Source organism: Autumnicola musiva, from assembly GCF_031846585.1.
Lineage (GTDB): Bacteria > Bacteroidota > Bacteroidia > Flavobacteriales > Flavobacteriaceae > Autumnicola > Autumnicola musiva.
In genome coordinates this window covers 28556-49084 of sequence record NZ_JAVRHK010000007.1, presented here as the reverse complement: position 1 = coordinate 49084, position 20529 = coordinate 28556, and the positions used below count along the sequence as shown (strand labels likewise).

Here is a 20529-nt window from a genome sequence, read left to right as displayed (position 1 = left end):
AAAATTAGCTACAAACAGGAGGATTATAAGCCTGTGAAGAATTTCCAAAATGGGATTAAAATAATGAACAGATGAAAGTCTATATTATAGGAATAGGATTAATAGGCGGTTCTTTTGCGCTGGATGTAAAGGAAAATTTTCCCGAAGCTAAAGTTTTTGGAATAGATGCCAGCGAGCCGCATATTTCCAAAGCCAAAGAATTAAAGCTCATCAGCGAATCGGCTGTAATGGCTGATTTAAAAAATGCCGACGTGGTTTTTATCGCTGTGCCGGTAGACGCGAGTATTGAGGTGACCAAAAAAGTGCTGGATGAAATTGGGGAAAATACATTGGTGATTGATGCGGGTTCTACAAAATCTAAATTATGCGCGGCGGTTTCAGAACATGCGAAAAGAAGAAACTTCCTGGCCGCTCATCCTATTTCGGGAACAGAATATTCGGGGCCGGAAGCGGCTATCCCGGATCTTTTCCGCGGAAAAACCAATATTATTTGCGAAGTGGAGAAAACGGCTTTTAAACTTCAGGAAAGAGCAATGGAAATTTTCAGCAAACTGGGCATGCGCATTAGGTATATGGATCCTGAATCCCACGACCGGCATATTGCTTATGTTTCACATTTATCGCACATCAGCTCCTTTATGTTAGGAAAAACCGTGCTGGAAAAAGAGAAAAATGAGCGGGATATTTTTGATCTGGCCGGCAGTGGATTTGCTTCCACGGTAAGATTGGCTAAAAGTTCCCCGGCCATGTGGTCGCCCATTTTTCAGCAAAATAAAGAAAATGTCCTGGAGACTTTAAATGAATATATTCATAATCTTACGCAATTTAAAACGCTTATTGAAAATGAAGATTTTGAAGAAGTTTTTAAGGAAATGGAAAGGACAAATCACATAAAATCAATTTTAAACGGAATCAACTAATACTACTTAAATTACATTAAAATGGAAAACAAGAAAGAACTTAGAAACTGGCTGGACAATTTTGGACTGGATCATCCCCTTGTGATTGCCGGCCCATGTAGCGCAGAGACCGAGGACCAGGTTTTGAAAATCGCGCACCAGCTTAAAGATACAGATGCCACGGTTTTACGTGCGGGAATCTGGAAACCCAGAACAAGGCCTGGAAATTTTGAAGGTGTTGGCGCACTTGGTTTAAAATGGCTAAAAAAAGCCAAGGAAGAGACCGGAATGCTTACCACTACTGAAGTTGCCAATACTGCCCACGTAGACCTGGCGCTGGAAAATGATGTGGATATTCTTTGGATTGGCGCACGTACCACAGTTTCTCCTTTTATTGTTCAGGAAATTGCAGATGCCCTGAAGGGAACAGATAAAGTGGTACTGGTGAAAAATCCTGTAAACCCAGATCTTTCCCTTTGGTTAGGAGCTGTGGAACGTTTTTATACTGCAGATATTAAAAATCTAGGAGTGATTCACCGTGGATTTTCGGCTTACGAAAAGACTAAATATCGAAACAATCCGGAGTGGCAGATAGTTATTGAACTTCAGAATAAATTTCCAGACCTTCCGTTGATTCTTGATCCTTCTCACATTGCCGGTCGCCGTGACATTATTTTTGATCTATGCCAGACTGCCCTGGATTTGAATTACGACGGATTAATGGTGGAAACCCATCACACTCCTGATGAAGCATGGAGTGATGCCAAACAGCAGATAACGCCGGAAACATTAGTTCAGATTATGAAAGATTTAAAAATCAGAAAAGAAGTTTCAGAAAGTGAAGAATTTCAAAAAAAACTGAATAACCTGAGAGCGCAAATTGATGTTGCCGATAATCAGCTAATTGAGTTGCTTGCTAAAAGAATGAGAGTTTCTGATGAAATTGGAAAGGTGAAGAAATCTCAGAATGTTTCAGTTCTTCAAACCAAGAGATGGAATGAAATTCTAGGAAAAATGGTGCTGGAAGGTGAGCAACATGGCCTGAGTGAAGAATTTATCCTGCGTCTTTTTAAGGCCGTGCATCAGGAATCTATTAATCACCAGGAGAAGGTTATGAAAGCTTAACATGGTTTGTTTACATTGTTTTTTGCTTTAAAAGCAAGCAGTAATTTCTATTTTAGCAGACCTTACGGGTTTCCAGAACCTGTGAGGTCTAAATGAGCATAAATGAAAGGCACGGTATATAAATCCACAGGAAGCTGGTATCAGGTAAAAACTGAAACAGGAGCGCTCTACAACTGCCGCATTAAAGGGAAATTCCGCATTAAGGGAATAAAGAATACAAATCCTGTTGCTGTTGGTGACAGGGTGGTTTTTGATCCTGAAGAGCAGCAGGGTGAGGAGCAGCAGGGCGTGATAAAAAAAATAGAAGAGCGGGAGAATTACATTATTCGCAAATCGGTAAATCTTTCCAAGCAAACCCACATTATAGCATCCAACATAGATCAGGTTTTTCTGATGGTCACGCTTAACAATCCGCCAACCTTTACCAGTTTTATAGACCGCTTTCTGGTAACTGCTGAAGCTTATGATATAAAAGCAGTTATCCTTTTCAATAAAATAGATACTTATAATGAAGAGGAGACGCTTGAAATTAAATTCCTGGCCAAACTTTATCGGGATATCGGGTATGAGTGCATAGGTATTTCAGCAAAAACCGGCAAAAATGTTGACAAGGTAAAGGAGATGATGCTTGGTAATATCAGCATGTTTTCCGGGCATAGTGGAACGGGAAAGTCTACGCTTATAAATGCCCTGGAACCTTCTCTGCAGTTAAAAACTTCGGAAATTTCTGAGCAGCACCGGCAGGGCCAACATACGACCACCTTTGCAGAAATGTTCGACCTGAGTTTTGATGCGCGTATTATTGATACTCCCGGAATAAAAGGTTTTGGCGTGGTAGATATGGAGAAAGAAGAAATCGGTGATTATTTTCCTGAATTTTTTGAGCTGAAGCAGGATTGTAAATTTTACAATTGCCTGCACCTGGAAGAGCCAAAATGTGCCGTAAAAGAGGCTTTGGAAGAAGGAGAAGTAGCCTGGTCCCGGTATAAAAGTTATTTGCAGATTATGGAAGGCGAAGACGAAAATTACCGGATAGATAATTATTCAAAATAATGAGAGTAGTATTACAACGAGTTTCAGAAGCATCAGTAACCATCAACCACAGGGTGAATGCAGTAATAGAAGAAGGATTATTGATCTTGCTGGGAATAGAAGATAAAGATGGGGATGAGGATATTGAGTGGCTGTGCAACAAGATTGTGAAAATGCGCATTTTTAATGATGATGAGGATGTAATGAACCTTTCCCTACTGGATATTGATGGAGATGCCATTGTGGTAAGTCAGTTTACGCTGCATGCCGGCACTAAAAAGGGCAACCGCCCCAGTTATATTAGAGCAGCCAGACCTGAGGTGGCCATTCCGCTTTACGAGAAATTTATTGAAGTGCTGGAAGAAAAGCTGGATAAAATGGTAGGTACGGGAGAGTTTGGAGCAGATATGAAAGTTTCACTAGTTAACGATGGCCCGGTAACAATTTTAATGGACTCTAAAAATAAAGAATAAAAATGAATATACAGGACGCTCAAAAAGCGGTTGACGAATGGATTAATGAACACGGCGTTCGTTATTTTAATGAACTTACCAACATGGCCCAGCTTACCGAAGAAGTAGGAGAGGTAGCCAGGATCATTGCCCGGCGGTATGGGGAACAGAGCGAGAAAGAAAGTGATAAAAATAAAGACCTTGGAGAGGAACTGGCAGATGTGCTTTTTGTAGTTTTATGCCTCGCAAACCAAACCGGTGTGAACCTGCAGGAATCTTTTGATAAGAAGCTTGATCTTAAAACGAAGAGGGACCATGACCGTCACCATAATAACGAAAAGCTAAAGGATGGGCTTTAAAAGTATCATGTCACAGAGAAAATACTGGCGATCGGTAATTGTACTGGGCCTGGTGTTTGCAGTTATCTACACCCTTATCTCAATTATTTTTGAATACGGGAACTTTGCATTCGAACAATATTACAAAGATCATATTGCGAATAACACGGTAAAATATGTGATTGGCCAGATTGGGGCGGCTCTTTTTTATGGGCTAATTGTGTCCTATGGGCAATTTCGTGCAAAGGAAAAACGGGAGAAGAATTCAAATTAGAAAAAATGGATATTAAAATATCACATGATCAAAAAAACCTTTCCGGAAATCTACAGATTACCGGTTCAAAAAGCGAATCTAACCGGCTCCTTATCCTGAAGGCATTGTACCCTAATATTGAAGTAGAGAATATTTCCAATAGTGATGACACCCAGGTCATGCAAAAAGCATTAAATTCTAAAGATGAAGAAATTGATATTCATCATGCGGGCACTGCAATGCGTTTTCTTACCGCATATTTTGCATCTCGTGAAGGCAGGGAAGTAGTGCTTACGGGAAGCAAGCGAATGCAAGAGCGGCCGGTAAAATTACTTGTAGATGCCCTGGAAAGTCTTGGAGCAGATATCTCTTATGAAAAAAATGAAGGATTTCCTCCTTTACGAATAAAAGGCAGAAAACTGGAAAAAAACCGGGTGGCGCTTCAGGCCAATATCAGTAGCCAGTATATTTCAGCTTTAATGCTTATTGCCCCTTCGATGCCTGATGGACTGGAAATAAAACTGGAGGGGCAAATCACTTCAACGCCCTATATTCAAATGACGCTGGAAATATTACAAAATGCCGGAATTAAAGGTGATTTTAAGAAGAACATAATTCAAATTCAGCCGGAAAAAGAATTGTCTTCAAAGACCATCAATATTGAATCCGACTGGAGTTCGGCTTCTTATTTTTACAGTATTGCGGCCGTTTGTGAAGAAGCGGAAATAAAACTTTCCAACTATCGCAAAACAAGTCTGCAGGGCGATTCCTGTTTGGCCGAAATTTACGAAAAATTTGGGGTGGAGACCGAATATGATAAAGATACTGTTATTCTGCGGAAAAAGCCGTGGAAAAGACCTAAGCTGATTTCTGAAAACCTTCACAATTCACCAGATATTGCGCAGACAATTGCAGTAACCTGCCTGGCTTTGGGGATTGAATGCCAGCTTGATGGCCTGCATACTCTTAAAATTAAAGAAACTGACCGCCTGGTAGCTTTAAAAACTGAAATGGAAAAATTTGGGGCAAGGATAGATATTACCCAGAACAGTCTTAGACTTTTTCCATTAAAAGAACTGGCCGCAAATGTTTCCGTAGAAACATATAATGACCACAGAATGGCCATGGCATTTGCACCTTTGGCCCTTAGAGTGAGCCTGAATATTAAAGATGCAGGAGTAGTTTCCAAATCTTATCCATCTTTTTGGGAAGACCTGGAAAAACTGCAATTTTCAGTGGAATGAAGCCAGGAATAAATCAATTTCTAAATAAAACCTTATTTACTTGACAACCCCTATGTTGAGGTTGTATATTTGCGCCCTTTAAAAACTCAATTATGGGAATGAAACTTTCACACTTCAATTTTGAACTTCCAAAAGAACTTTTGGCTGAATATCCTTCTGAAAACAGGGATGAAGCAAGGCTAATGGTTCTTAACAGGAAAGATCAAACTATTGAACACAAACAATTTAAGGATATTTTAGATTATTTCAATCCGCAGGATGTAATGGTATTGAACAATACCAAAGTATTTCCCGCCAGGCTTTTTGGAAATAAAGAAAAAACAGGGGCCAGAATTGAGGTTTTTCTTTTAAGGGAGTTGAATCCTGAAACAAAATTGTGGGATGTGTTGGTAGATCCCGCCCGAAAAATAAGGATTGGGAACAAACTTTATTTTGGCGATGATGAAAGCCTTGTAGCTGAAGTTATAGATAATACCACTTCCAGAGGGCGTACCCTAAGATTTTTGTATGATGGTTCTTATGTAGATTTCAGGCAAAAATTGAATGATTTAGGGGAAACCCCACTTCCGAAGTATATCAAAAGAGAAGTCGAGCCTTCAGATGAGGAACGTTATCAAACAATTTATGCCAAGAAAGAAGGAGCAGTTGCTGCGCCTACTGCCGGTCTTCATTTTTCAAAACACCTTTTGAAACGACTTGAAATTAAGGGAATTGATTTTGCTGAAGTGACCCTGCATGTTGGACTTGGAACATTTAGCCCCGTAGAGGTGGAAGATCTTTCCAAACATAAAATGGACAGTGAAGAAGCATTTATTGATAAGACAGCTGTAGGCACCATTAATAAGGCAAAAATTGAAAAACGTAAAGTTTGTGCAGTGGGAACCACGGTAATGAGAGCTCTTGAAAGTTCTGTTTCTTCTAATCTAACACTGAATGAATTTGCCGGATGGACTAATAAATTTATTTTTCCTCCTTACGATTTTAGCATTGCAAATTGTATGGTAACCAATTTCCATACTCCAAAATCTACTTTGCTTATGATGGTTTCGGCTTTTGCAGGACATGATTTTATGAAAAGAGCTTATGATGAAGCGGTGAAAGAAAATTATAAATTTTATACTTACGGTGATGCAATGCTGATATTGTAGCCGTTAAAACTATTATTTTTGAAATAGGCCTCACAGGTTTCTAAATCCTGTGAGGTCTTTTGTATTTTTGCAGTGTGAAAAATGACAAAAAAGATATACGGGCTTTAACCAAAAAGCAACTTCAGGAATTCTTTGTTTCCCAGGGGGATAAATCTTTTAGGGGAACACAGGTTTATGAATGGCTGTGGAATAAAAGTGCCCATACATTCGAGGAAATGACGAATGTTTCCAAGGAAACACGGGAGATGCTGAAGAATAATTTTGTTATTAATCATATTCGCGTAGACCAGATGCAGCGTAGCAGCGATGGTACCATAAAAAATGCTGTAAAGTTGCATGACAGTCTTACAGTAGAATCGGTTCTTATTCCTACTCCTAAGCGTACTACCGCATGTGTATCCTCCCAGGTTGGCTGTAGCCTGGATTGCCAGTTTTGTGCTACGGCAAAACTAAAGCGCATGCGTAATCTGAATCCTGATGAGATTTATGATCAGGTAGTGGCTATAGACAACGAGAGTCGGCTGTATTTTGATAAGCCACTTTCCAATATAGTTTTTATGGGTATGGGGGAGCCACTGATGAATTACAAAAACGTAATGAAATCAATTGAAAAAATTACCTCAAAGGATGGATTGGGAATGTCTCCAAAACGTATAACAGTTTCAACCTCGGGGGTGCCGAAAATGATTAAAAAACTGGCAGATGATGAGGCGAAAATTAAACTTGCTGTGTCGCTTCATTCTGCTATAGACGAAGTACGTACGCAAATTATGCCTTTTAATGCCACTTTTCCACTTAAAGATTTAAAGGAAGCTTTGGAATACTGGTATTCTAAAACCAAAAGCCGTATTACCTATGAGTATATCGTATGGAAAGGAATTAACGATAATGAAGCTGCAGCAAGGGCTTTGGTTGATTTTTGTAAAGCCGTACCCTGTAAGGTAAATCTTATAGAATATAATCCTATAGATGACGGGCATTTTCAGCAGGCATCTGCTCAGGCCACAGATATGTATCAAAATATGCTTGAAAGAAATGGAATAACCGTCACCGTCCGGCGCTCCAGGGGTAAAGATATTGATGCAGCTTGCGGCCAGCTTGCAAATAAATCGGCTTAAATGCCATTGCAGAAAGCAGTTATTAAAGTTCACATAAAAACTTATCTTTGCTGACTGCTTTATGAAGGTGATTTCCCAAATAAAACTTCCGGTGGAAAAAGAGATGGAACTTTTCGAAAAAAAGTTCTTCCAGTCTATGTCTTCAAAAGTTGCGCTGCTCAACCGTATCACCCACTATATAGTAAATCGTAAGGGGAAACAAATGCGCCCTATGTTTGTGTTTTTAGTGGCTAAGATGGTTTCTGAAGGCACTGTAAATGAAAGAACCTACCGTGGAGCCTCTGTTATTGAGCTTATTCATACCGCAACACTTGTACATGATGATGTGGTTGATGATTCTAACCGCCGGCGCGGCTTTTTCAGTATAAATGCCCTTTGGAAAAACAAGATTGCCGTATTGGTTGGAGATTATCTTTTGTCCAAAGGCCTGCTGCTTTCTATCGATAATAATGACTTTGACCTTTTAAAAATTATTTCTGTAGCAGTACGGGAAATGAGCGAAGGGGAGTTGCTACAGATTGAAAAGGCAAGAAGGCTGGATATTACCGAAGCGATATATTATGATATTATCCGGCAAAAAACAGCGACTTTAATTGCAGCTTGTTGTAGCCTGGGTGCAGCCTCGGTAAAACCTGATAGTGACGAAATCCCTAAGATGAGAAGGTTTGGTGAATTAATAGGTATGGCCTTCCAAATAAAGGACGATTTGTTTGATTACGGTGAAGAAAAAATTGGTAAACCAACGGGTATAGACATTAAAGAGCAAAAAATGACCTTGCCGCTTATTTACACCCTAAATAATTGTTCTGATAAAGAAAAGTCCTGGCTGATTAATTCGGTTAAGAACCATAACAAAGATAAGAAGCGGGTGAAGGAAGTAATTGTTTTTGTAAAAGAAAGTGGTGGACTTGATTATGCGGAAAAAAAAATGATGAAATTTCAAAAAGAGGCACTTCTAATTCTGGAAAGCTATTCTTCTTCTCCCTATCGTAATGCTTTGGAATTAATGGTTAATTATGTTATAGAAAGGAAAAAGTAATTTCACTCAGCTTTTTTGAGGCAGGTAAAACATACATTTCAAAAGTTTATTGTTCCTTCTGATAACCTATACAAAATTTAATCCCTCATTAAAAGGCTTAATTCCCTGTATTTAGCTTTCAGATTTTGAAATCGTTTTATATTATCAGGCTAGAGCGGTTTAGAATTTTAGAAATCTTCACTGGCTTCTTCGCCGTTGATATCATCGGTTTCATGAATTTCTTCATCAATTTCCTCTTCTACCTTTTTAGCGCCATCTTTTAATTTTTCCCCCGCTTTACGGGCATTGTCTTCAATGTCTTCTCCTATTGCCTCAACTGCATCTTTAGTTTTATCCTGGGTGCTTTCCCGGCAGGATACAAGAAGCATAGCAGCAAGAGTTAAGGCAAAAAAAATCTGATTTTTCATCGTCTTATATTTAAAGTTCAAAAAAAGCCATCTGCAGGTCGTGCAAGATGGCTTCCTTTATTAGTTCCGAAGAATGGATATTTACATATTATCGTCAGTGTTCTCCATTTCGTCTTCCACTTCATTTCCTGCATCTTCAGCAGCATTTTCGATATTGTTACCTGCTTCCTCTGCAGATTCTTCAATTTCGTTTCCTATTTCTTCAACATCGTTTTCAGCATCTTCCTGAGTTGTTTCTCTACAAGAGTAGATTGATAAAGACATAGTTGCTACTGCGAATAATAAAAATAATTTTTTCATTGTAATATTTGTTTAATTAGTTGAAACAACAAATTTAAACTATTTTTTAATTATGCAATGGGCTCTTTTCAGTTAAATATTTCCAATATCTTTTTGGCACATGTTGAAGGTGCAGCTTCATGTTTTTTCTTGATGGAATATTGGTACAGTCAAAATATTTTTTCCATAGCTTTTGAAATTCTATCTCCTGTAGATCAAAAGCCGTGTTATTATTAGGGTTATGATCAAAATGATCGGAAAATTCTAGTGTTATTCTGTCAACCTTCTGAAGGTCATAATATAATCCATACCTGCGTTTAAGGTCATAAATAATCCAGCATTGATCGGCATATCTTTGTTCGAAATGCATTTGTATAATCGGCAAAACATTAAAATCTGGTTCGATGCTGGCAAAATAAATCTGATCTTTGGTTAATTTAAACCTGACAAAGGCTTCCATCCGATGCTTTTCCCGGCCGACTTTTTTAGCGGTTTGAGTAATTTTTAGCACAGCAGGATGGCTAAAATCTTCATCGACTTGATCCTGAGTTTTAAAAACATATTGCAGATAGTGGAACATTGTAAGTTCAATACCTTGTTCTTCGCTAAGGAACGCCCAAAATAAATTTCTTCTTCCTGCAGCTGAACACCTTTTTTTAATAGCCAGGTTAACACGGGAAGCCATAGCGTCCTGTGTGATAACATCCTGAAAATCTCCAAATAATTGCTTTGAAGCCTTTTCCTGTACCTGTATATTAATAACCTCCAGCTTCTCTTCATAAGCAACAAATACACAGGTGAGAAAACCTGCCATGCTGCCATCATAACTTAAAACCGTTTTCATGTGTCGAACATTGATAATTGCGGACTGTAATTTTTGGAAAATTTGCTACCGGAACTTTTCAGGATTAGATTTTTTATTCTTTCTGAAGTCAAATCCTTTTTCTCCCAATTGTTAGAGTTGCAGGTAATAAAGTATCTCGCGCGATTAAGGGCAACTCCAATGTTTTTAAGATGTTCCCAGTTTAAACTACGGAATCTACGGGCTTTAATAATTTTCTGGACAGATTTTAATCCTATACCGGGAATTCTTGCGAGCATTTGCTTTTCGGCTTTATTAATATCTACAGGAAAATGCTGCATGTTCCTAAGTGCCCAGCTTAATTTTGGGTCTATATCAGTTTCCAGATTCTTGTGATCTTCATTCAGCAGTTCTCTAATATCAAATCCATAAAAGCGAAGCAACCAATCTGTTTGATAAAGCCGGTTTTCCCGAAGCATAGGAACGGCAGAGGTAAGTGCAGGAAGTCGGGGATCTGTAGTTACGGGGACATAGCCGGAATAATACACTCTTTTCATATTATAATTCCTGTAGAAATGAGTAGCGGTGTACATAATATCCCTATCTGTTTCGCCGGTTGCTCCAACTATCATTTGTGTGCTTTGTCCTGCCGGGGCATATTTTTGGGTAGATTTCAAAATTTTTTTCTCTTCCCTGTTTCTTAATATTTCATTTTTCACCTTGTTCATTGGCTTCATGAAATCTTCGTGATTTTTATCGGGAGCCAGTAATTTTAGACCGGAAACGGTAGGAATTTCAATATTTACACTTAGCCGGTCTGCATATAATCCCGCTTCCTGCATTAGTTCATCACTCGATCCGGGTATAGATTTTAAATGGATATACCCGTTGAAGTTTTCTTCCAGTCGCAATTTTTTAGCCACCTGGATAAGCCTTTCCATAGTATAGTCGGCATCTTTAAAAATACCGGAACTTAGAAAAAGCCCTTCAATGTAATTTCTGCGATAGAAGTTGATGGTGAGATCTACCACTTCCTGTACCTTGAAAGCAGCACGTTTGATATCGTTGCTTTTTCTGGTAACACAATAGGCGCAATCAAAAATACAATGGTTAGTCAGCAGGATTTTGAGTAGGGAAATACATCTGCCATCTTCCGTGTAGCTATGGCAAATTCCCATTCCTGAAGAATCGCCAAGCCCTTTCCCTTTGTTCTTGCGATTGCTACCGCTGCTGGAGCAGGATACATCATACTTTGCAGCATCAGCTAGAATAGCAAGTTTTTCTTTTATGCGTTCAAAATCCATCATTAACAATTTCTTCAAAAATAGGAAATAATCCCTTTGTATGGAAATATTCCTATATTTATTTCAAAGGAAGTTTTTGGAAGATTTTGGGCTATAAATTTATTTCCGCCTGAATAACTTTTTGGTCTATGCCGACTTCTTTTAAAAACTGAAAAACCTGTGGAAGCTGTTTAATCGGCATCCCCGAAATTTCATGTCCCGCTCCTTGGAAGGTATATATTTGGTATGCGGAATTTAATTCCTTCAGCATATCGGCAATGGTTCGCGAACCATCAAGAATAAGATACCCCGGATCTTCAGCAGAACAAAAATGATGGGGAGCGGTAGCATAAGGTACGAGCTTGTCTGCCGTTCCGTGGAAAAGAATCGCCGGTACAACATTATTTTCATTTATATAACGGGAATCCAATATCGCACCCGCAAGAGAAAAAACAACTGCGAAATTATTAAATTTTCTAGTGGAATTTGAAAATAACAGGCTCCTGTTATATACAGCATTTAGCACCGCCTCGGCCCCGGCACTACTTCCACCAACTATTATCTTTGAAGTATCGATTCTAAATTCCTTATTGTGCGCAACTATATAATCTACTGCATCCAAAAAATCATCTGCAGCTTTCCTGAAGGTCTCAATTTTCCCTGAAGCCTGATAGTCACAGCCAAAAGATTGTCCTTTTCGTGTAAGTCTATAGGAAATCTGGATAGCTACATAACCTTTTTTGGCAGCCATTTTTGCAAAAGTTACTTCTCCTTCATTTTTGGGACTTCCGCCGGAAAATCCCCCGCCATGCATAAAAATTATTGCCGGACGTAAAGAAGCTGTGTCCTTTTTAGGTTCATAAATATCAAGTGTAAGTTCCTTACCATCTTTGTGAGCATAAGTTCTTGTTACAGCCTTATCATTTTCAAAAAGATTATCCAAATACCTGTTTTGTGAATAAGAAGAAAGAGTAAGTAGTAGAAACAAGAGGAGAAATATTTTTTTCATTATTGCTGATTTTTAAAGAAAATCAATATAGTTTATTTCAGGCGGGATTTAAGTGGTAATTTTAATATTTATATTTTATCTTCGCACCTAGAATTTAAAGAAATGAGTCTACAGGAAAAAGTGATGGCAGAAATGAAAGCTGCCATGAAAGCCAAAGACAGCACAAAGCTTGAAGCACTAAGAGCAGTTAAGAGTGCAATTCTCTTAGCAAACACTGAAAGTTCTTCTAAAAATGGCCTTTCTGAAGATGAGGAGCTGAAACTTTTGCAAAAACTGGTAAAGCAACGAAAAGAAAGTGCAGCTATTTATAAAGAACAGGGAAGAGCAGATTTGGCTGAACCTGAAGAAAAACAGGCGGAAGTCATTGAGAGCTTTTTACCAGAGCAAATGAGTGAAGCTGAAATTGAAGCCAGGGTAGATGAAGTTATTGCTAAAACCGGTGCCAGCGGAATGCAGGATATGGGGAAAGTAATGGGCACGGTTACAGGCGAAATAGCCGGAAGAGCAGATGGAAAGACCATTTCTTCAATAGTAAAAAGAAAATTAAGTTAGAAAGTTAAAATTTCTTTAACTCCTTATAAATATTAAAGGCCCCGTGGCGCAACTGAATAGCGCATCAGATTTCGGCTCTGAGGGTTGCAGGTTTGAATCCTGCCGGGGTCACCTTATGGGACAAATTCAGAAATGATGAATTTGTCCCATTTTTATTTTCATTTAAATCTCTGTCAATCAGCATGATATACTGCATAGCTTCATTGACTCTTGTGGTTCGATATTTAAAACCGTCAAAAGTCAAATTTTCAGGAAAGATCGAACCAATTATTTTTCTTTTTTGTATTGTTGAGCCTGATTCATATAGATAATCTAACTGTGAAAGATTACTGATGGCCTTATCCCATAAGGGTTCAACGTTCTGCGTGTCGGTTACTGTACTTGTTAGTTTAGCCTCAATCCTGTTTATTGTTTTTTCAGCATCCGCTTTCATCATTCGATAATCAACTGCTTCAATATCACCGCACAAAAGTAACTCCCTAGCTTTACTTAGTTTGTTGTTTTCTTCCTGTAGATGAACTTTCAGTTGCTGGATGGTTACAGTACGGTCTTTTGTCTTTGCTTTATATACTGAAGCAATAACTTCCTTATACAATTTGAGTTTTGGCAATGGACGAACATACCTTCTGATTTCGGAAATAATTTTATCGTTCATATCCGGTGCCTTTAGTCTGAACTTGCAACCGCCTGAACAATGGTAATAATAGTAATGCTTTGAACGTCCTTTTGACTTACTACCTGTAAGCATACGGTCGCATTCAGGGCATTTCAAAAATCCTCTCAAAGGGTAGTTCTCATCCACAGTCATTTTTGTGCGCATGACCTTCTTACGACAATCAAGAACATCCTGAACCTCATAAAATAAAGCTTCGGATATTAGTGGTTCGTGTTGTCCCGTAACCAGTTGGATTTCTTCATCTTTGTATTTTGGGATGGATATTTTACCACAATATACCGGATTGCGAATGGCTCTCCAGAAATTATTCTTGCTACATTTTAGGCCTTTTTCCTTAGCCATTTTCCATACCTGTTCAGTGTTAAAGGTATTTTTTGCCAATTCTTTGAAAGCCCATTTTATAATATCACTCTGGCCTTCTTTGGGAGCAATATATTTTCTGCCACTTTCATTTATTCTATTGACGTAGCCGATTGGTGCGGTTGCCATCCATCGGCCTTCCTTTTTTGCCCTGCGCATTCCATGGAATACGTTTAATGCCCTTCTATCGTTTTCTACTTCAGGAGCAGCAAGATAGAAGGCCAGCATCATCTTATTTTCAGGAATCGTTAGATCCAGCGGTTGTTCTACCGCCTGAGGTTCCACACCTAAACGTCTTAGTGTGGCAATCATTTGATATGCATCTCCGGCATTCCGGCTAAACCTGTCCCACTTGGTAAACAATATCAAATCTGATTGACCCCTGGATTTACGAAGGATACTCAGCAGTTTTGTCCAGGAAGGACGTATAAAGGTTTTTGCTGAATGATCTTCATAGATTACTTTCCGTACCTGAATATGGTTAATTTCACAATACTTGCGCAAACGTTCTTCCTGGTCCCGTTGCGAATATCCCTTGTCGGCCTGTTCATCGGTGCTTACCCGTATGTATAAATCTGCAATTTTCATCTTTCTAACGTATTAATGATGTACCATATAACAGCCTGATGCTGTTCATAAATATACGAAATTCAGGCAGGTTTTGCCAGATACTGATCGACTACAATATCTGCGATCTCATACATAAAATCCAGGATGACTTTCACCTGTTCCGCTGTTACTTCTATACCGTCTTCTTTCAATAGTGCTATTGCTTTTTCAGGCGGAATTTTTTTCACTTCACTTTCCATCTCACACCTCCGCTTTAAAACAGCAAAGGCCCTATGCAGGGCCCGTACCGAAAAATTTAATTTACTTTACCCATTGCTTTATGGGAAATAGATCCTACTTCCCCTGTTTTTATTGAATGAGGGCACATATCGTATGTAACCAAATTCATTAAGATCCTTTACACATTTATGGTAGGTCATGGCAGATGATATTTTTGCAATTTTCATAATGTCATAACTGAATACCGCTATGGGATTGACATTACCTATCTGCGAGCGGTACTCCAAAAGGGCTGCATAAATTCCTATATGTGTAATACTGATACGGCCATCCTGCTCAATGGCCGTAAAAAAGTCAGATAAAGGCTTTAGCTGTTCCATACCATTTACGTTATTGTTGGTCTCTTACTTTTTTTCTTTGCCTTTGGTATATCCGGGGCATCATCGGAAATAGGCTGCTCCTGACTTTTATGCTCCTGTTTAGCAGAGCGGCCTTGTTTTTCCGATTCTTTTTCAGTCCTGGACTGGCGGTTATCCACCCGTTGCATATTGCCATCATAGATATTGAGGGTCTTGAAGCGGGGATTGGCCTCAATAAATTGCTTCTGCTCCGAACTTTCCTTTTGAAAAGTAGCCGATTGCAGGTTTCCTTTTTTCAGGGAATCGATCAGATTGGATTTATATTCTTCATTCCCTAGTTCTTTAATGGGATGCTTACTCAATATAGTTTCCAGATCATAACCATAATTCTGATGGTATTGTTGCATTTTAAAGTTCCCCTTATCATCACTTTGCTTAAAATCCATCTTTAACCAGGCGTTATATAATTGACCCTCTTTGTTGGTCAGGTCCTTATTAACCGACCGGCCTTCCATTAAATTATAGGCTTCTTTAAGGGTAATATTATTGCCTTTGTTGATAAAGAAGGTTTGTTTCATAGCTTCATCAGGTTTATTTTCTTTCTGCACACTTACTTGATACGAGTTAAAGAAATACATATCCGTTTTTTTGGACTTGCTAAAATGTAGTGTGGAATCTACCTTGTCGTTACCAAACTGCGTTTGGTGCGGTATCTTGAATTCAGGTTGTCCCTTTGCTATCTTTTGCTTTAGGACTTCTCCGAGTCCTTCGCCAAAGCCAGTATATTTTATCTGGTCTTTCAGGTATTCAAAATTCTTCTGGTTCATAATATTTTGATTTAAGAGTTATTAATGACTGTACTTTACATTGGATTCTAATGTTGGAAATACAGATGCTTTTATGATCGTACTGTTTTTTACACTCAGCTTGAGATGCCTACCTCCGTTTGCTTCGAATATCTGAATGGCGAAATATTTCTTATCGGGAATGGTGAATTTGGGAACAGCAACCACAAGAGTTTGTGAAGACTGACCGGCAATTTTTGTTGCCTCATTTTGAATGTGTACCGGTGTGATCTCAATTTCCTGTGAAGCTGCCCGTTTTGCTTTTTTCTGGTCACGGATAAAAAAGCGTAACTGGTCAATATCATAGCTGATATTGGATTTGTTAGTAATGGTTAACCGCAGGTACATCAGATTGTCCCGAATGAATATCCCGTTCAATCCGAAACGGATACCATATTTGCTGTGCTTTATTTTACGCCCCTTGTATTGGGAATACAGGGCGTGTGTAGCATATGTTGTGACATCAGCTTCATTAACCGATCCCGGTGAAGGAAAAATAACATTTTTACTATTCCTTTCCTTCATGGAGACATTTAATACAGAAGGTTTAGGCGTATAGTTGATCACAAAGGAATTTAATTCTCCGTCTGCGGTAATCACTGTCAGATTGGTCTCCGGAAAACTGTCCCTTGCCGCTTTCAATTGTAGAATATTGGCAGCCCCCTTGGCTTTTTGTGCCAACACATCTTTACTACCCCTGTCCACACCTACAATGGCACTTGGAAATATAATATTGGTCGTTTTGAAATAAGTAATCTCCAAAGGATAGGGAGCGATGGATTTGGGCTGTAGCTTAGTGCTGCTTTGAGCATTTACATTCAATCCGAAAAGGAACAGGAGAAATCCTATCACCATAAGTGCATTTATCTTTTTCATTTTTATGGAATTTTAAATGATTATTACTTATTGATTATTGATTTGTGTTTGTTTCTCATCTCGGAGCAATACCTGATAGCCCGCTTTCAGGGTTACTTTTATCAGTTTTACTTTTTTACTGAAAAGTGATTTAGCTGTTTCTATACCGGCTCCTGCGGCCTGTGCCTGCCAGGAAGGATCAAGGGAGGTCAATCCTATGTTCTGCATAGAGCGGTCTGCCGATTGTTTGGCAACATCCCGTGTAATGGCACCGGGAATATAAATCCCGTCCAATCCATCCATATCGTACACAGAAAGTTCTACCGGGAAGAGGGAATTACCATTCCTTATACTGTTGATCTTGATATGCAACCTTTCCCCACTAAGGGAAGCGATCCCAAACACAAAGTTGTCTTTGGGAATATGTACCCTCTTAATAAAAACATCATTGACCAAGCGAAGTTTTACGGTAGATCCGTTCACTACGGTCTGGGATTCGTGAATGACCGCCTGTATGGTATTTTCTGGTTGTTCGGAGCTTTGTTCATCGTCCAGGGAATAAAATCCATTTGCCGCGGCGGTAACGGAGTTTCCTCTATGCATCAGGGAAATCCGATCGTCTTCCTGCTCAGTGGATACTTCGTACAATTGTTCCCTGCGAGCTTCAGATAGTTGTTTTAGTTTCTCCTGAACACGCTCCGGATGTTGCACATCCAGAATCTTTTCCAGCATACTGTTGAGTTGTTCCAGTTCCGGGTCAGGTGCTTCAGGCTGGGTCATTATATCCATCATTTCTTCCAGCCTGTCCACATCACTGGAACTCACGGAAGTATTACCATAATTGGCTTTGATTTCCTGTTTTGGGGAATCTTCAGGAACATTATTACGTTCTACAGGCTTATTCAATTCCCTGTTCAAGGTTTCCAGTTTTTTATAAATCTTATCGGTATTCGGATCGTTGCCCTGACCGCTTCCATACAGGGAAGTATTCAAGCCACCGGAAGATAATTGATCGGATTTTGCTTCCTGCTGGGACAATAATTCAACTGTATCGGAAATAATACTGTTTTTATAATTCGGATCATTTTTACGGAGTTCCCTGAATTTTGCTGAATCCTGTTCCGCCCGATTGTAGTAGCTCATTTTATTCATTTGCTTATCATCGGTCAGTTTTGCTTCCGGCAGGTGAAGGTTAAACCCGTTCTGTGGAGTTTCCTGTGCCTGTAATTCTTGTACCTGGCCACCTCCCAATACCCAAAAGATCAGGGTTATGAAAGGAAGTACGAGTAGCGGCAATACCAATAGGAATTTGCGCTGTCTTTTCATTTTCTGTGTTGTTACTTGTTTTTCCATTGTCATTGATTTTTAAAGTTTAGATATTCTTCTTCGATATAGCGAACCGAATCCATCAGTTCCGGACGGTTTGCCATGATACTGTCATACAGTTTTCTGCCTGATGGGCTTCGGGCAAGACTGTCCATGTAGAACCGGAACTTTTGAATGCGCTCATAGTCTCTCCTAGATACCGGTGGAAGGGTTGGTTCCATATCCCCGGATACTGTAAGATGCCGGGGACGTTTGATCGAGGTTACCGTAAAGGCATTTCCCTTACTTTTTCCGGTGATGGCATGTATCCCTAGATAAATACAGTAACTGCTTGTGAAGCTTACAAAAACGACAAGTGCTATGGTTAATGCCCGCTTAGAAATGCTCTTTGTCTTATTGGACATCCATTGTGCCCATTCTTTTTGCAACCATTTGTACAAGGCAAGTAGTCCCTGCATCAACAGTCCGTTTTTACAAGCCTCCTTTTTCTGTTTTACGTTTCTTTTCATCTGTACAAAATTTTATAAGCCACTCATTTGACTTTGATTGTATCGATAAATGCCGGTATGGGCTTAATACCGCCTAGCTGTTGTTTTCAAATCCTTGTTAGCAATGGTTGTCCACCGTTCTATCAGAAAGCCATGCGGATTGTTATCGCTGCGGGATACATTGCGCAATCCCCCTTCGGTAATCAAACTTCGGGTAGTGATACTAGTGGGACGGACAATACGCTGGGTTGCATAGCACCTAAATTTATACGGGTATTCATTAATGTCCACCGCCACGCTATCCACATGGATGGTCTGGTTTACATTCCCTGAGATGAGCCCGGCATAATACCCGTTCTCCTTCAGGTCGTCATAGATTCGTTTAGCACTCCCGTCAGCCAGGTATAAAGCTTTGGTGATATTGGCTGCTATCGCTTTATCATCTGGATCAAGGGTAAAGAACAATTGGTGGAAGGTTTTAACTTGATCCCGTGCTTCCACAGGGATATTGTCCTTGCGCCCCGCGGAATAGGCTTCTAGTGCCTTGCCATTGGCAAGAATGTAAATCCTGTCCTGCATATGGGATACCAGATTAAAACTCTTATAGAGTGCAAAGCAGGATAATAACACTGAGGCTGCAATAATGAGCATTGTAAATCCCCGGATATGCCGAAAAGCCGTATCGATATTTTTCATTTTTTTAAACATGGGTTCTCTTTTTTGCAGTTAAGAATTGCCTTTCAGTTTGTCATTCATATAGCCTGAACCACCACCTTCAGATGTTCCACCTTTGAAATAAGGGTTGGAAGTACCATTGCTGGCCATACCCTGGGAAAGGCGGCTGACAGCATTGCCCATCGCATCCGCCGCCATAGTGGCTCCGCCTGTAGCTGCACCCATAACCGCACTGGAGGAACTGCTGAATATACTGGTCACTTTCTGTCCCAAAGCACCGCCACCTCCCGCATGGACGATGTAATTAGCTACCGAAGGCACGGTAAAGTATCCTACAATGCCGATGATCATAAATACCAGGTAAGCCATATCCGTCCGGCTGAAAAAGGTTTCTCCATAATCCTGCACCTGGGCAATGTCCATTTCCAGCATTTTCTCCTGGATTTTTCCAATGATGCTTCCGAAAATATTGGCTACCGGAAGCCAGAGAAAAATATTTATGTAGCGGGCAATCCATACGGTCAGGGTATGTTGGAACCCGTCGAAAACGGCAATCCCAAATACCAGCGGACCCAAAATGGCAAGTACTATTAATTGAAAGGTTCGCAGGGTATCGATACACAAGGCTGCGGCTTCAAAGAGTACCCGCAGTACTTCGCTCATCCATTCCTTGACCGAATTGCGGAAATTGTAGGAGGCTTTGGACATGGCGAATTTGATGTCGTTGCCAATCCCTTCAAAAAAGCTTTCATCGGAAGGGCTGGCATTATCATGGGTGTATTTATACCACCTGTCACGGTCACCATCACCGCTCTCACCTACATACATCTGCCATACATCCGTTTTTTTGATGGCTTCTTCCTTCTTTTCCAAGAGTACCGCAATTGCCCTGTCGGAGCCTTCCACCATTGAAGCGGTAGCGGTCACCGTTGGTTTCATGATCCCGTTGATCAATCCCAGGACGGAAGGGAATATCAGCACACAAAACCCGATTACAAACGGACGAAAAAGCGGATAAAAGTCGATAGGTTCCGCTCTTGACAAATGTCCCCAGACCCTGGAAGCGATATACCACATGGCGGCAAATCCCGCCAGTGCCTGTCCTACGCCAATGAGTTGACTGCATAGTGGCATCATTTCATCATAGAGTTGCTCCAATACGCTATGCAAGCCGTT

The 20529-nt window shown here is 39.9% G+C and carries 25 protein-coding genes and 1 tRNA gene; 12 read left to right on the top strand and 14 right to left on the bottom strand.

The window, feature by feature from the left end; translation table 11 throughout:
- Nucleotides 1-71: 71 nt before the first annotated feature.
- The 10 genes from RM539_RS10795 to RM539_RS10750 all read left to right on the top strand — a co-directional run bounded on the left by RM539_RS10795 (nt 72) and on the right by RM539_RS10750 (nt 8648).
- Nucleotides 72-920 (top strand): prephenate dehydrogenase, encoded by an 849-nt coding sequence (locus RM539_RS10795; RefSeq protein WP_311503409.1) that lies wholly within the window; start codon nt 72-74, stop codon nt 918-920.
- A 21-nt stretch (nt 921-941) separates the two neighbouring features.
- Nucleotides 942-2024, top strand: a complete 1083-nt coding sequence (locus tag RM539_RS10790) for a bifunctional 3-deoxy-7-phosphoheptulonate synthase/chorismate mutase type II (protein ID WP_311503408.1) — start codon at nt 942-944, stop codon at nt 2022-2024.
- A gap of 102 nt (nt 2025-2126) precedes the next feature.
- The gene (rsgA, locus tag RM539_RS10785) at nt 2127-3077 is read left to right on the top strand and encodes a ribosome small subunit-dependent GTPase A (protein ID WP_311503407.1); all 951 of its coding nucleotides are present in this window, start codon (nt 2127-2129) and stop codon (nt 3075-3077) included.
- The gene (gene dtd / locus RM539_RS10780; protein ID WP_311503406.1) at nt 3077-3529 is read left to right on the top strand and encodes a D-aminoacyl-tRNA deacylase; all 453 of its coding nucleotides are present in this window, start codon (nt 3077-3079) and stop codon (nt 3527-3529) included. The genes rsgA and dtd overlap by 1 nt, the downstream gene beginning before the upstream one ends.
- Before the next feature lie 2 nt (nt 3530-3531).
- The gene (locus tag RM539_RS10775; protein WP_311503405.1) at nt 3532-3867 is read left to right on the top strand and encodes a nucleotide pyrophosphohydrolase; all 336 of its coding nucleotides are present in this window, start codon (nt 3532-3534) and stop codon (nt 3865-3867) included.
- 7 nt (nt 3868-3874) lie between these two features.
- On the top strand, nt 3875-4120 hold the full coding sequence (locus tag RM539_RS10770) for a hypothetical protein (protein ID WP_311503404.1): 246 nt from the start codon (nt 3875-3877) through the stop codon (nt 4118-4120).
- 5 nt (nt 4121-4125) lie between these two features.
- Nucleotides 4126-5343 carry a 3-phosphoshikimate 1-carboxyvinyltransferase gene (gene aroA, locus RM539_RS10765; RefSeq protein WP_311503403.1) on the top strand — a complete coding sequence of 406 codons (1218 nt, stop codon included), beginning with the start codon at nt 4126-4128 and terminating at the stop codon, nt 5341-5343.
- 98 nt (nt 5344-5441) lie between these two features.
- Nucleotides 5442-6491, top strand: a complete 1050-nt coding sequence (gene queA / locus RM539_RS10760; protein ID WP_311503402.1) for a tRNA preQ1(34) S-adenosylmethionine ribosyltransferase-isomerase QueA — start codon at nt 5442-5444, stop codon at nt 6489-6491.
- A 74-nt stretch (nt 6492-6565) separates the two neighbouring features.
- Nucleotides 6566-7609 carry a dual-specificity RNA methyltransferase RlmN gene (rlmN, locus tag RM539_RS10755; RefSeq protein WP_311503401.1) on the top strand — a complete coding sequence of 348 codons (1044 nt, stop codon included), beginning with the start codon at nt 6566-6568 and terminating at the stop codon, nt 7607-7609.
- Between the two features lie 61 nt (nt 7610-7670).
- Complete coding sequence (locus RM539_RS10750; protein ID WP_311503400.1) at nt 7671-8648, top strand: polyprenyl synthetase family protein; 978 nt, start codon at nt 7671-7673, stop codon at nt 8646-8648.
- Nucleotides 8649-8815: 167 nt separating this feature from the next.
- Here the strand turns inward: RM539_RS10750 and RM539_RS10745 are convergent, their stop codons facing one another.
- The 5 genes from RM539_RS10745 to RM539_RS10725 all read right to left on the bottom strand — a co-directional run bounded on the left by RM539_RS10745 (nt 8816) and on the right by RM539_RS10725 (nt 12428).
- Entirely contained in the window at nt 8816-9055 is a 240-nt protein-coding gene (locus tag RM539_RS10745) for a hypothetical protein (protein ID WP_311503399.1), read from the bottom strand.
- 81 nt (nt 9056-9136) lie between these two features.
- On the bottom strand, nt 9137-9355 hold the full coding sequence (locus tag RM539_RS10740; protein ID WP_311503398.1) for a hypothetical protein: 219 nt from the start codon (nt 9353-9355) through the stop codon (nt 9137-9139).
- A 46-nt stretch (nt 9356-9401) separates the two neighbouring features.
- Nucleotides 9402-10178 (bottom strand): TIGR03915 family putative DNA repair protein, encoded by a 777-nt coding sequence (locus RM539_RS10735; protein ID WP_311503397.1) that lies wholly within the window; start codon nt 10176-10178, stop codon nt 9402-9404.
- Nucleotides 10175-11440: a putative DNA modification/repair radical SAM protein gene (locus RM539_RS10730; RefSeq protein WP_311503553.1), complete on the bottom strand. Its 1266-nt coding sequence runs from the start codon at nt 11438-11440 to the stop codon at nt 10175-10177. Before RM539_RS10730 ends, RM539_RS10735 begins: the two co-directional genes overlap by 4 nt.
- A gap of 91 nt (nt 11441-11531) precedes the next feature.
- Complete coding sequence (locus tag RM539_RS10725) at nt 11532-12428, bottom strand: alpha/beta hydrolase (RefSeq protein WP_311503396.1); 897 nt, start codon at nt 12426-12428, stop codon at nt 11532-11534.
- 102 nt (nt 12429-12530) lie between these two features.
- On the opposite strand from RM539_RS10725, the gene RM539_RS10720 reads away from it, so the two are divergent.
- Both RM539_RS10720 and RM539_RS10715 read left to right on the top strand, forming a co-directional pair.
- Nucleotides 12531-12980: a GatB/YqeY domain-containing protein gene (locus tag RM539_RS10720; protein WP_311503395.1), complete on the top strand. Its 450-nt coding sequence runs from the start codon at nt 12531-12533 to the stop codon at nt 12978-12980.
- Between the two features lie 37 nt (nt 12981-13017).
- Nucleotides 13018-13091: transfer RNA gene (locus RM539_RS10715), tRNA-Arg, on the top strand.
- On the opposite strand, the gene RM539_RS10710 is transcribed toward RM539_RS10715, so the two are convergent.
- From RM539_RS10710 to traJ, 9 genes are all read right to left on the bottom strand, one after another.
- Nucleotides 13045-14604 carry a recombinase family protein gene (locus RM539_RS10710; RefSeq protein ID WP_311503552.1) on the bottom strand — a complete coding sequence of 520 codons (1560 nt, stop codon included), beginning with the start codon at nt 14602-14604 and terminating at the stop codon, nt 13045-13047. The two genes, RM539_RS10715 and RM539_RS10710, sit on opposite strands and share 47 nt — an antisense overlap.
- A gap of 62 nt (nt 14605-14666) precedes the next feature.
- Nucleotides 14667-14825, bottom strand: a complete 159-nt coding sequence (locus RM539_RS10705) for a hypothetical protein (protein ID WP_311503394.1) — start codon at nt 14823-14825, stop codon at nt 14667-14669.
- Between the two features lie 78 nt (nt 14826-14903).
- Nucleotides 14904-15185 carry a hypothetical protein gene (locus RM539_RS10700; RefSeq protein WP_311503393.1) on the bottom strand — a complete coding sequence of 94 codons (282 nt, stop codon included), beginning with the start codon at nt 15183-15185 and terminating at the stop codon, nt 14904-14906.
- A 5-nt stretch (nt 15186-15190) separates the two neighbouring features.
- On the bottom strand, nt 15191-15991 hold the full coding sequence (locus RM539_RS10695) for a hypothetical protein (protein WP_311503392.1): 801 nt from the start codon (nt 15989-15991) through the stop codon (nt 15191-15193).
- 21 nt (nt 15992-16012) lie between these two features.
- Complete coding sequence (gene traN, locus RM539_RS10690; RefSeq protein ID WP_311503391.1) at nt 16013-16885, bottom strand: conjugative transposon protein TraN; 873 nt, start codon at nt 16883-16885, stop codon at nt 16013-16015.
- Between the two features lie 27 nt (nt 16886-16912).
- Entirely contained in the window at nt 16913-18217 is a 1305-nt protein-coding gene (traM, locus tag RM539_RS10685; RefSeq protein ID WP_311503390.1) for a conjugative transposon protein TraM, read from the bottom strand.
- A gap of 2 nt (nt 18218-18219) precedes the next feature.
- Entirely contained in the window at nt 18220-18699 is a 480-nt protein-coding gene (locus tag RM539_RS10680; protein WP_311503389.1) for a hypothetical protein, read from the bottom strand.
- A gap of 63 nt (nt 18700-18762) precedes the next feature.
- The gene (traK, locus tag RM539_RS10675) at nt 18763-19374 is read right to left on the bottom strand and encodes a conjugative transposon protein TraK (RefSeq protein WP_311503551.1); all 612 of its coding nucleotides are present in this window, start codon (nt 19372-19374) and stop codon (nt 18763-18765) included.
- Nucleotides 19375-19404: 30 nt separating this feature from the next.
- Nucleotides 19405-20487 (bottom strand): conjugative transposon protein TraJ, encoded by a 1083-nt coding sequence (gene traJ / locus RM539_RS10670; RefSeq protein ID WP_432264624.1) that lies wholly within the window; start codon nt 20485-20487, stop codon nt 19405-19407.
- Between the last annotated feature and the right edge of the window lie 42 nt (nt 20488-20529).

Bases quoted from the DNA above. Each gene is read 5' to 3' on its own strand.
- RM539_RS10795 (WP_311503409.1), top strand. From the start codon at position 72: ATGAAAGTCTATATTATAGGAATAGGATTAATAGGCGGTTCTTTTGCG.
- RM539_RS10790 (WP_311503408.1), top strand. From the start codon at position 942: ATGGAAAACAAGAAAGAACTTAGAAACTGGCTGGACAATTTTGGACTG.
- rsgA (WP_311503407.1), top strand. From the start codon at position 2,127: ATGAAAGGCACGGTATATAAATCCACAGGAAGCTGGTATCAGGTAAAA.
- dtd (WP_311503406.1), top strand. From the start codon at position 3,077: ATGAGAGTAGTATTACAACGAGTTTCAGAAGCATCAGTAACCATCAAC.
- RM539_RS10775 (WP_311503405.1), top strand. From the start codon at position 3,532: ATGAATATACAGGACGCTCAAAAAGCGGTTGACGAATGGATTAATGAA.
- RM539_RS10770 (WP_311503404.1), top strand. From the start codon at position 3,875: ATGTCACAGAGAAAATACTGGCGATCGGTAATTGTACTGGGCCTGGTG.
- aroA (WP_311503403.1), top strand. From the start codon at position 4,126: ATGGATATTAAAATATCACATGATCAAAAAAACCTTTCCGGAAATCTA.
- queA (WP_311503402.1), top strand. From the start codon at position 5,442: ATGAAACTTTCACACTTCAATTTTGAACTTCCAAAAGAACTTTTGGCT.
- RM539_RS10750 (WP_311503400.1), top strand. From the start codon at position 7,671: ATGAAGGTGATTTCCCAAATAAAACTTCCGGTGGAAAAAGAGATGGAA.
- RM539_RS10745 (WP_311503399.1), bottom strand. From the start codon at position 9,055: ATGAAAAATCAGATTTTTTTTGCCTTAACTCTTGCTGCTATGCTTCTT.
- RM539_RS10740 (WP_311503398.1), bottom strand. From the start codon at position 9,355: ATGAAAAAATTATTTTTATTATTCGCAGTAGCAACTATGTCTTTATCA.
- RM539_RS10735 (WP_311503397.1), bottom strand. From the start codon at position 10,178: ATGAAAACGGTTTTAAGTTATGATGGCAGCATGGCAGGTTTTCTCACC.
- RM539_RS10730 (WP_311503553.1), bottom strand. From the start codon at position 11,440: ATGGATTTTGAACGCATAAAAGAAAAACTTGCTATTCTAGCTGATGCT.
- RM539_RS10725 (WP_311503396.1), bottom strand. From the start codon at position 12,428: ATGAAAAAAATATTTCTCCTCTTGTTTCTACTACTTACTCTTTCTTCT.
- RM539_RS10720 (WP_311503395.1), top strand. From the start codon at position 12,531: ATGAGTCTACAGGAAAAAGTGATGGCAGAAATGAAAGCTGCCATGAAA.
- RM539_RS10710 (WP_311503552.1), bottom strand. From the start codon at position 14,604: ATGAAAATTGCAGATTTATACATACGGGTAAGCACCGATGAACAGGCC.
- RM539_RS10705 (WP_311503394.1), bottom strand. From the start codon at position 14,825: ATGGAAAGTGAAGTGAAAAAAATTCCGCCTGAAAAAGCAATAGCACTA.
- RM539_RS10700 (WP_311503393.1), bottom strand. From the start codon at position 15,185: ATGGAACAGCTAAAGCCTTTATCTGACTTTTTTACGGCCATTGAGCAG.
- RM539_RS10695 (WP_311503392.1), bottom strand. From the start codon at position 15,991: ATGAACCAGAAGAATTTTGAATACCTGAAAGACCAGATAAAATATACT.
- traN (WP_311503391.1), bottom strand. From the start codon at position 16,885: ATGAAAAAGATAAATGCACTTATGGTGATAGGATTTCTCCTGTTCCTT.
- traM (WP_311503390.1), bottom strand. From the start codon at position 18,217: ATGGAAAAACAAGTAACAACACAGAAAATGAAAAGACAGCGCAAATTC.
- RM539_RS10680 (WP_311503389.1), bottom strand. From the start codon at position 18,699: ATGAAAAGAAACGTAAAACAGAAAAAGGAGGCTTGTAAAAACGGACTG.
- traK (WP_311503551.1), bottom strand. From the start codon at position 19,374: ATGAAAAATATCGATACGGCTTTTCGGCATATCCGGGGATTTACAATG.
- traJ (WP_432264624.1), bottom strand. From the start codon at position 20,487: ATGCCACTATGCAGTCAACTCATTGGCGTAGGACAGGCACTGGCGGGA.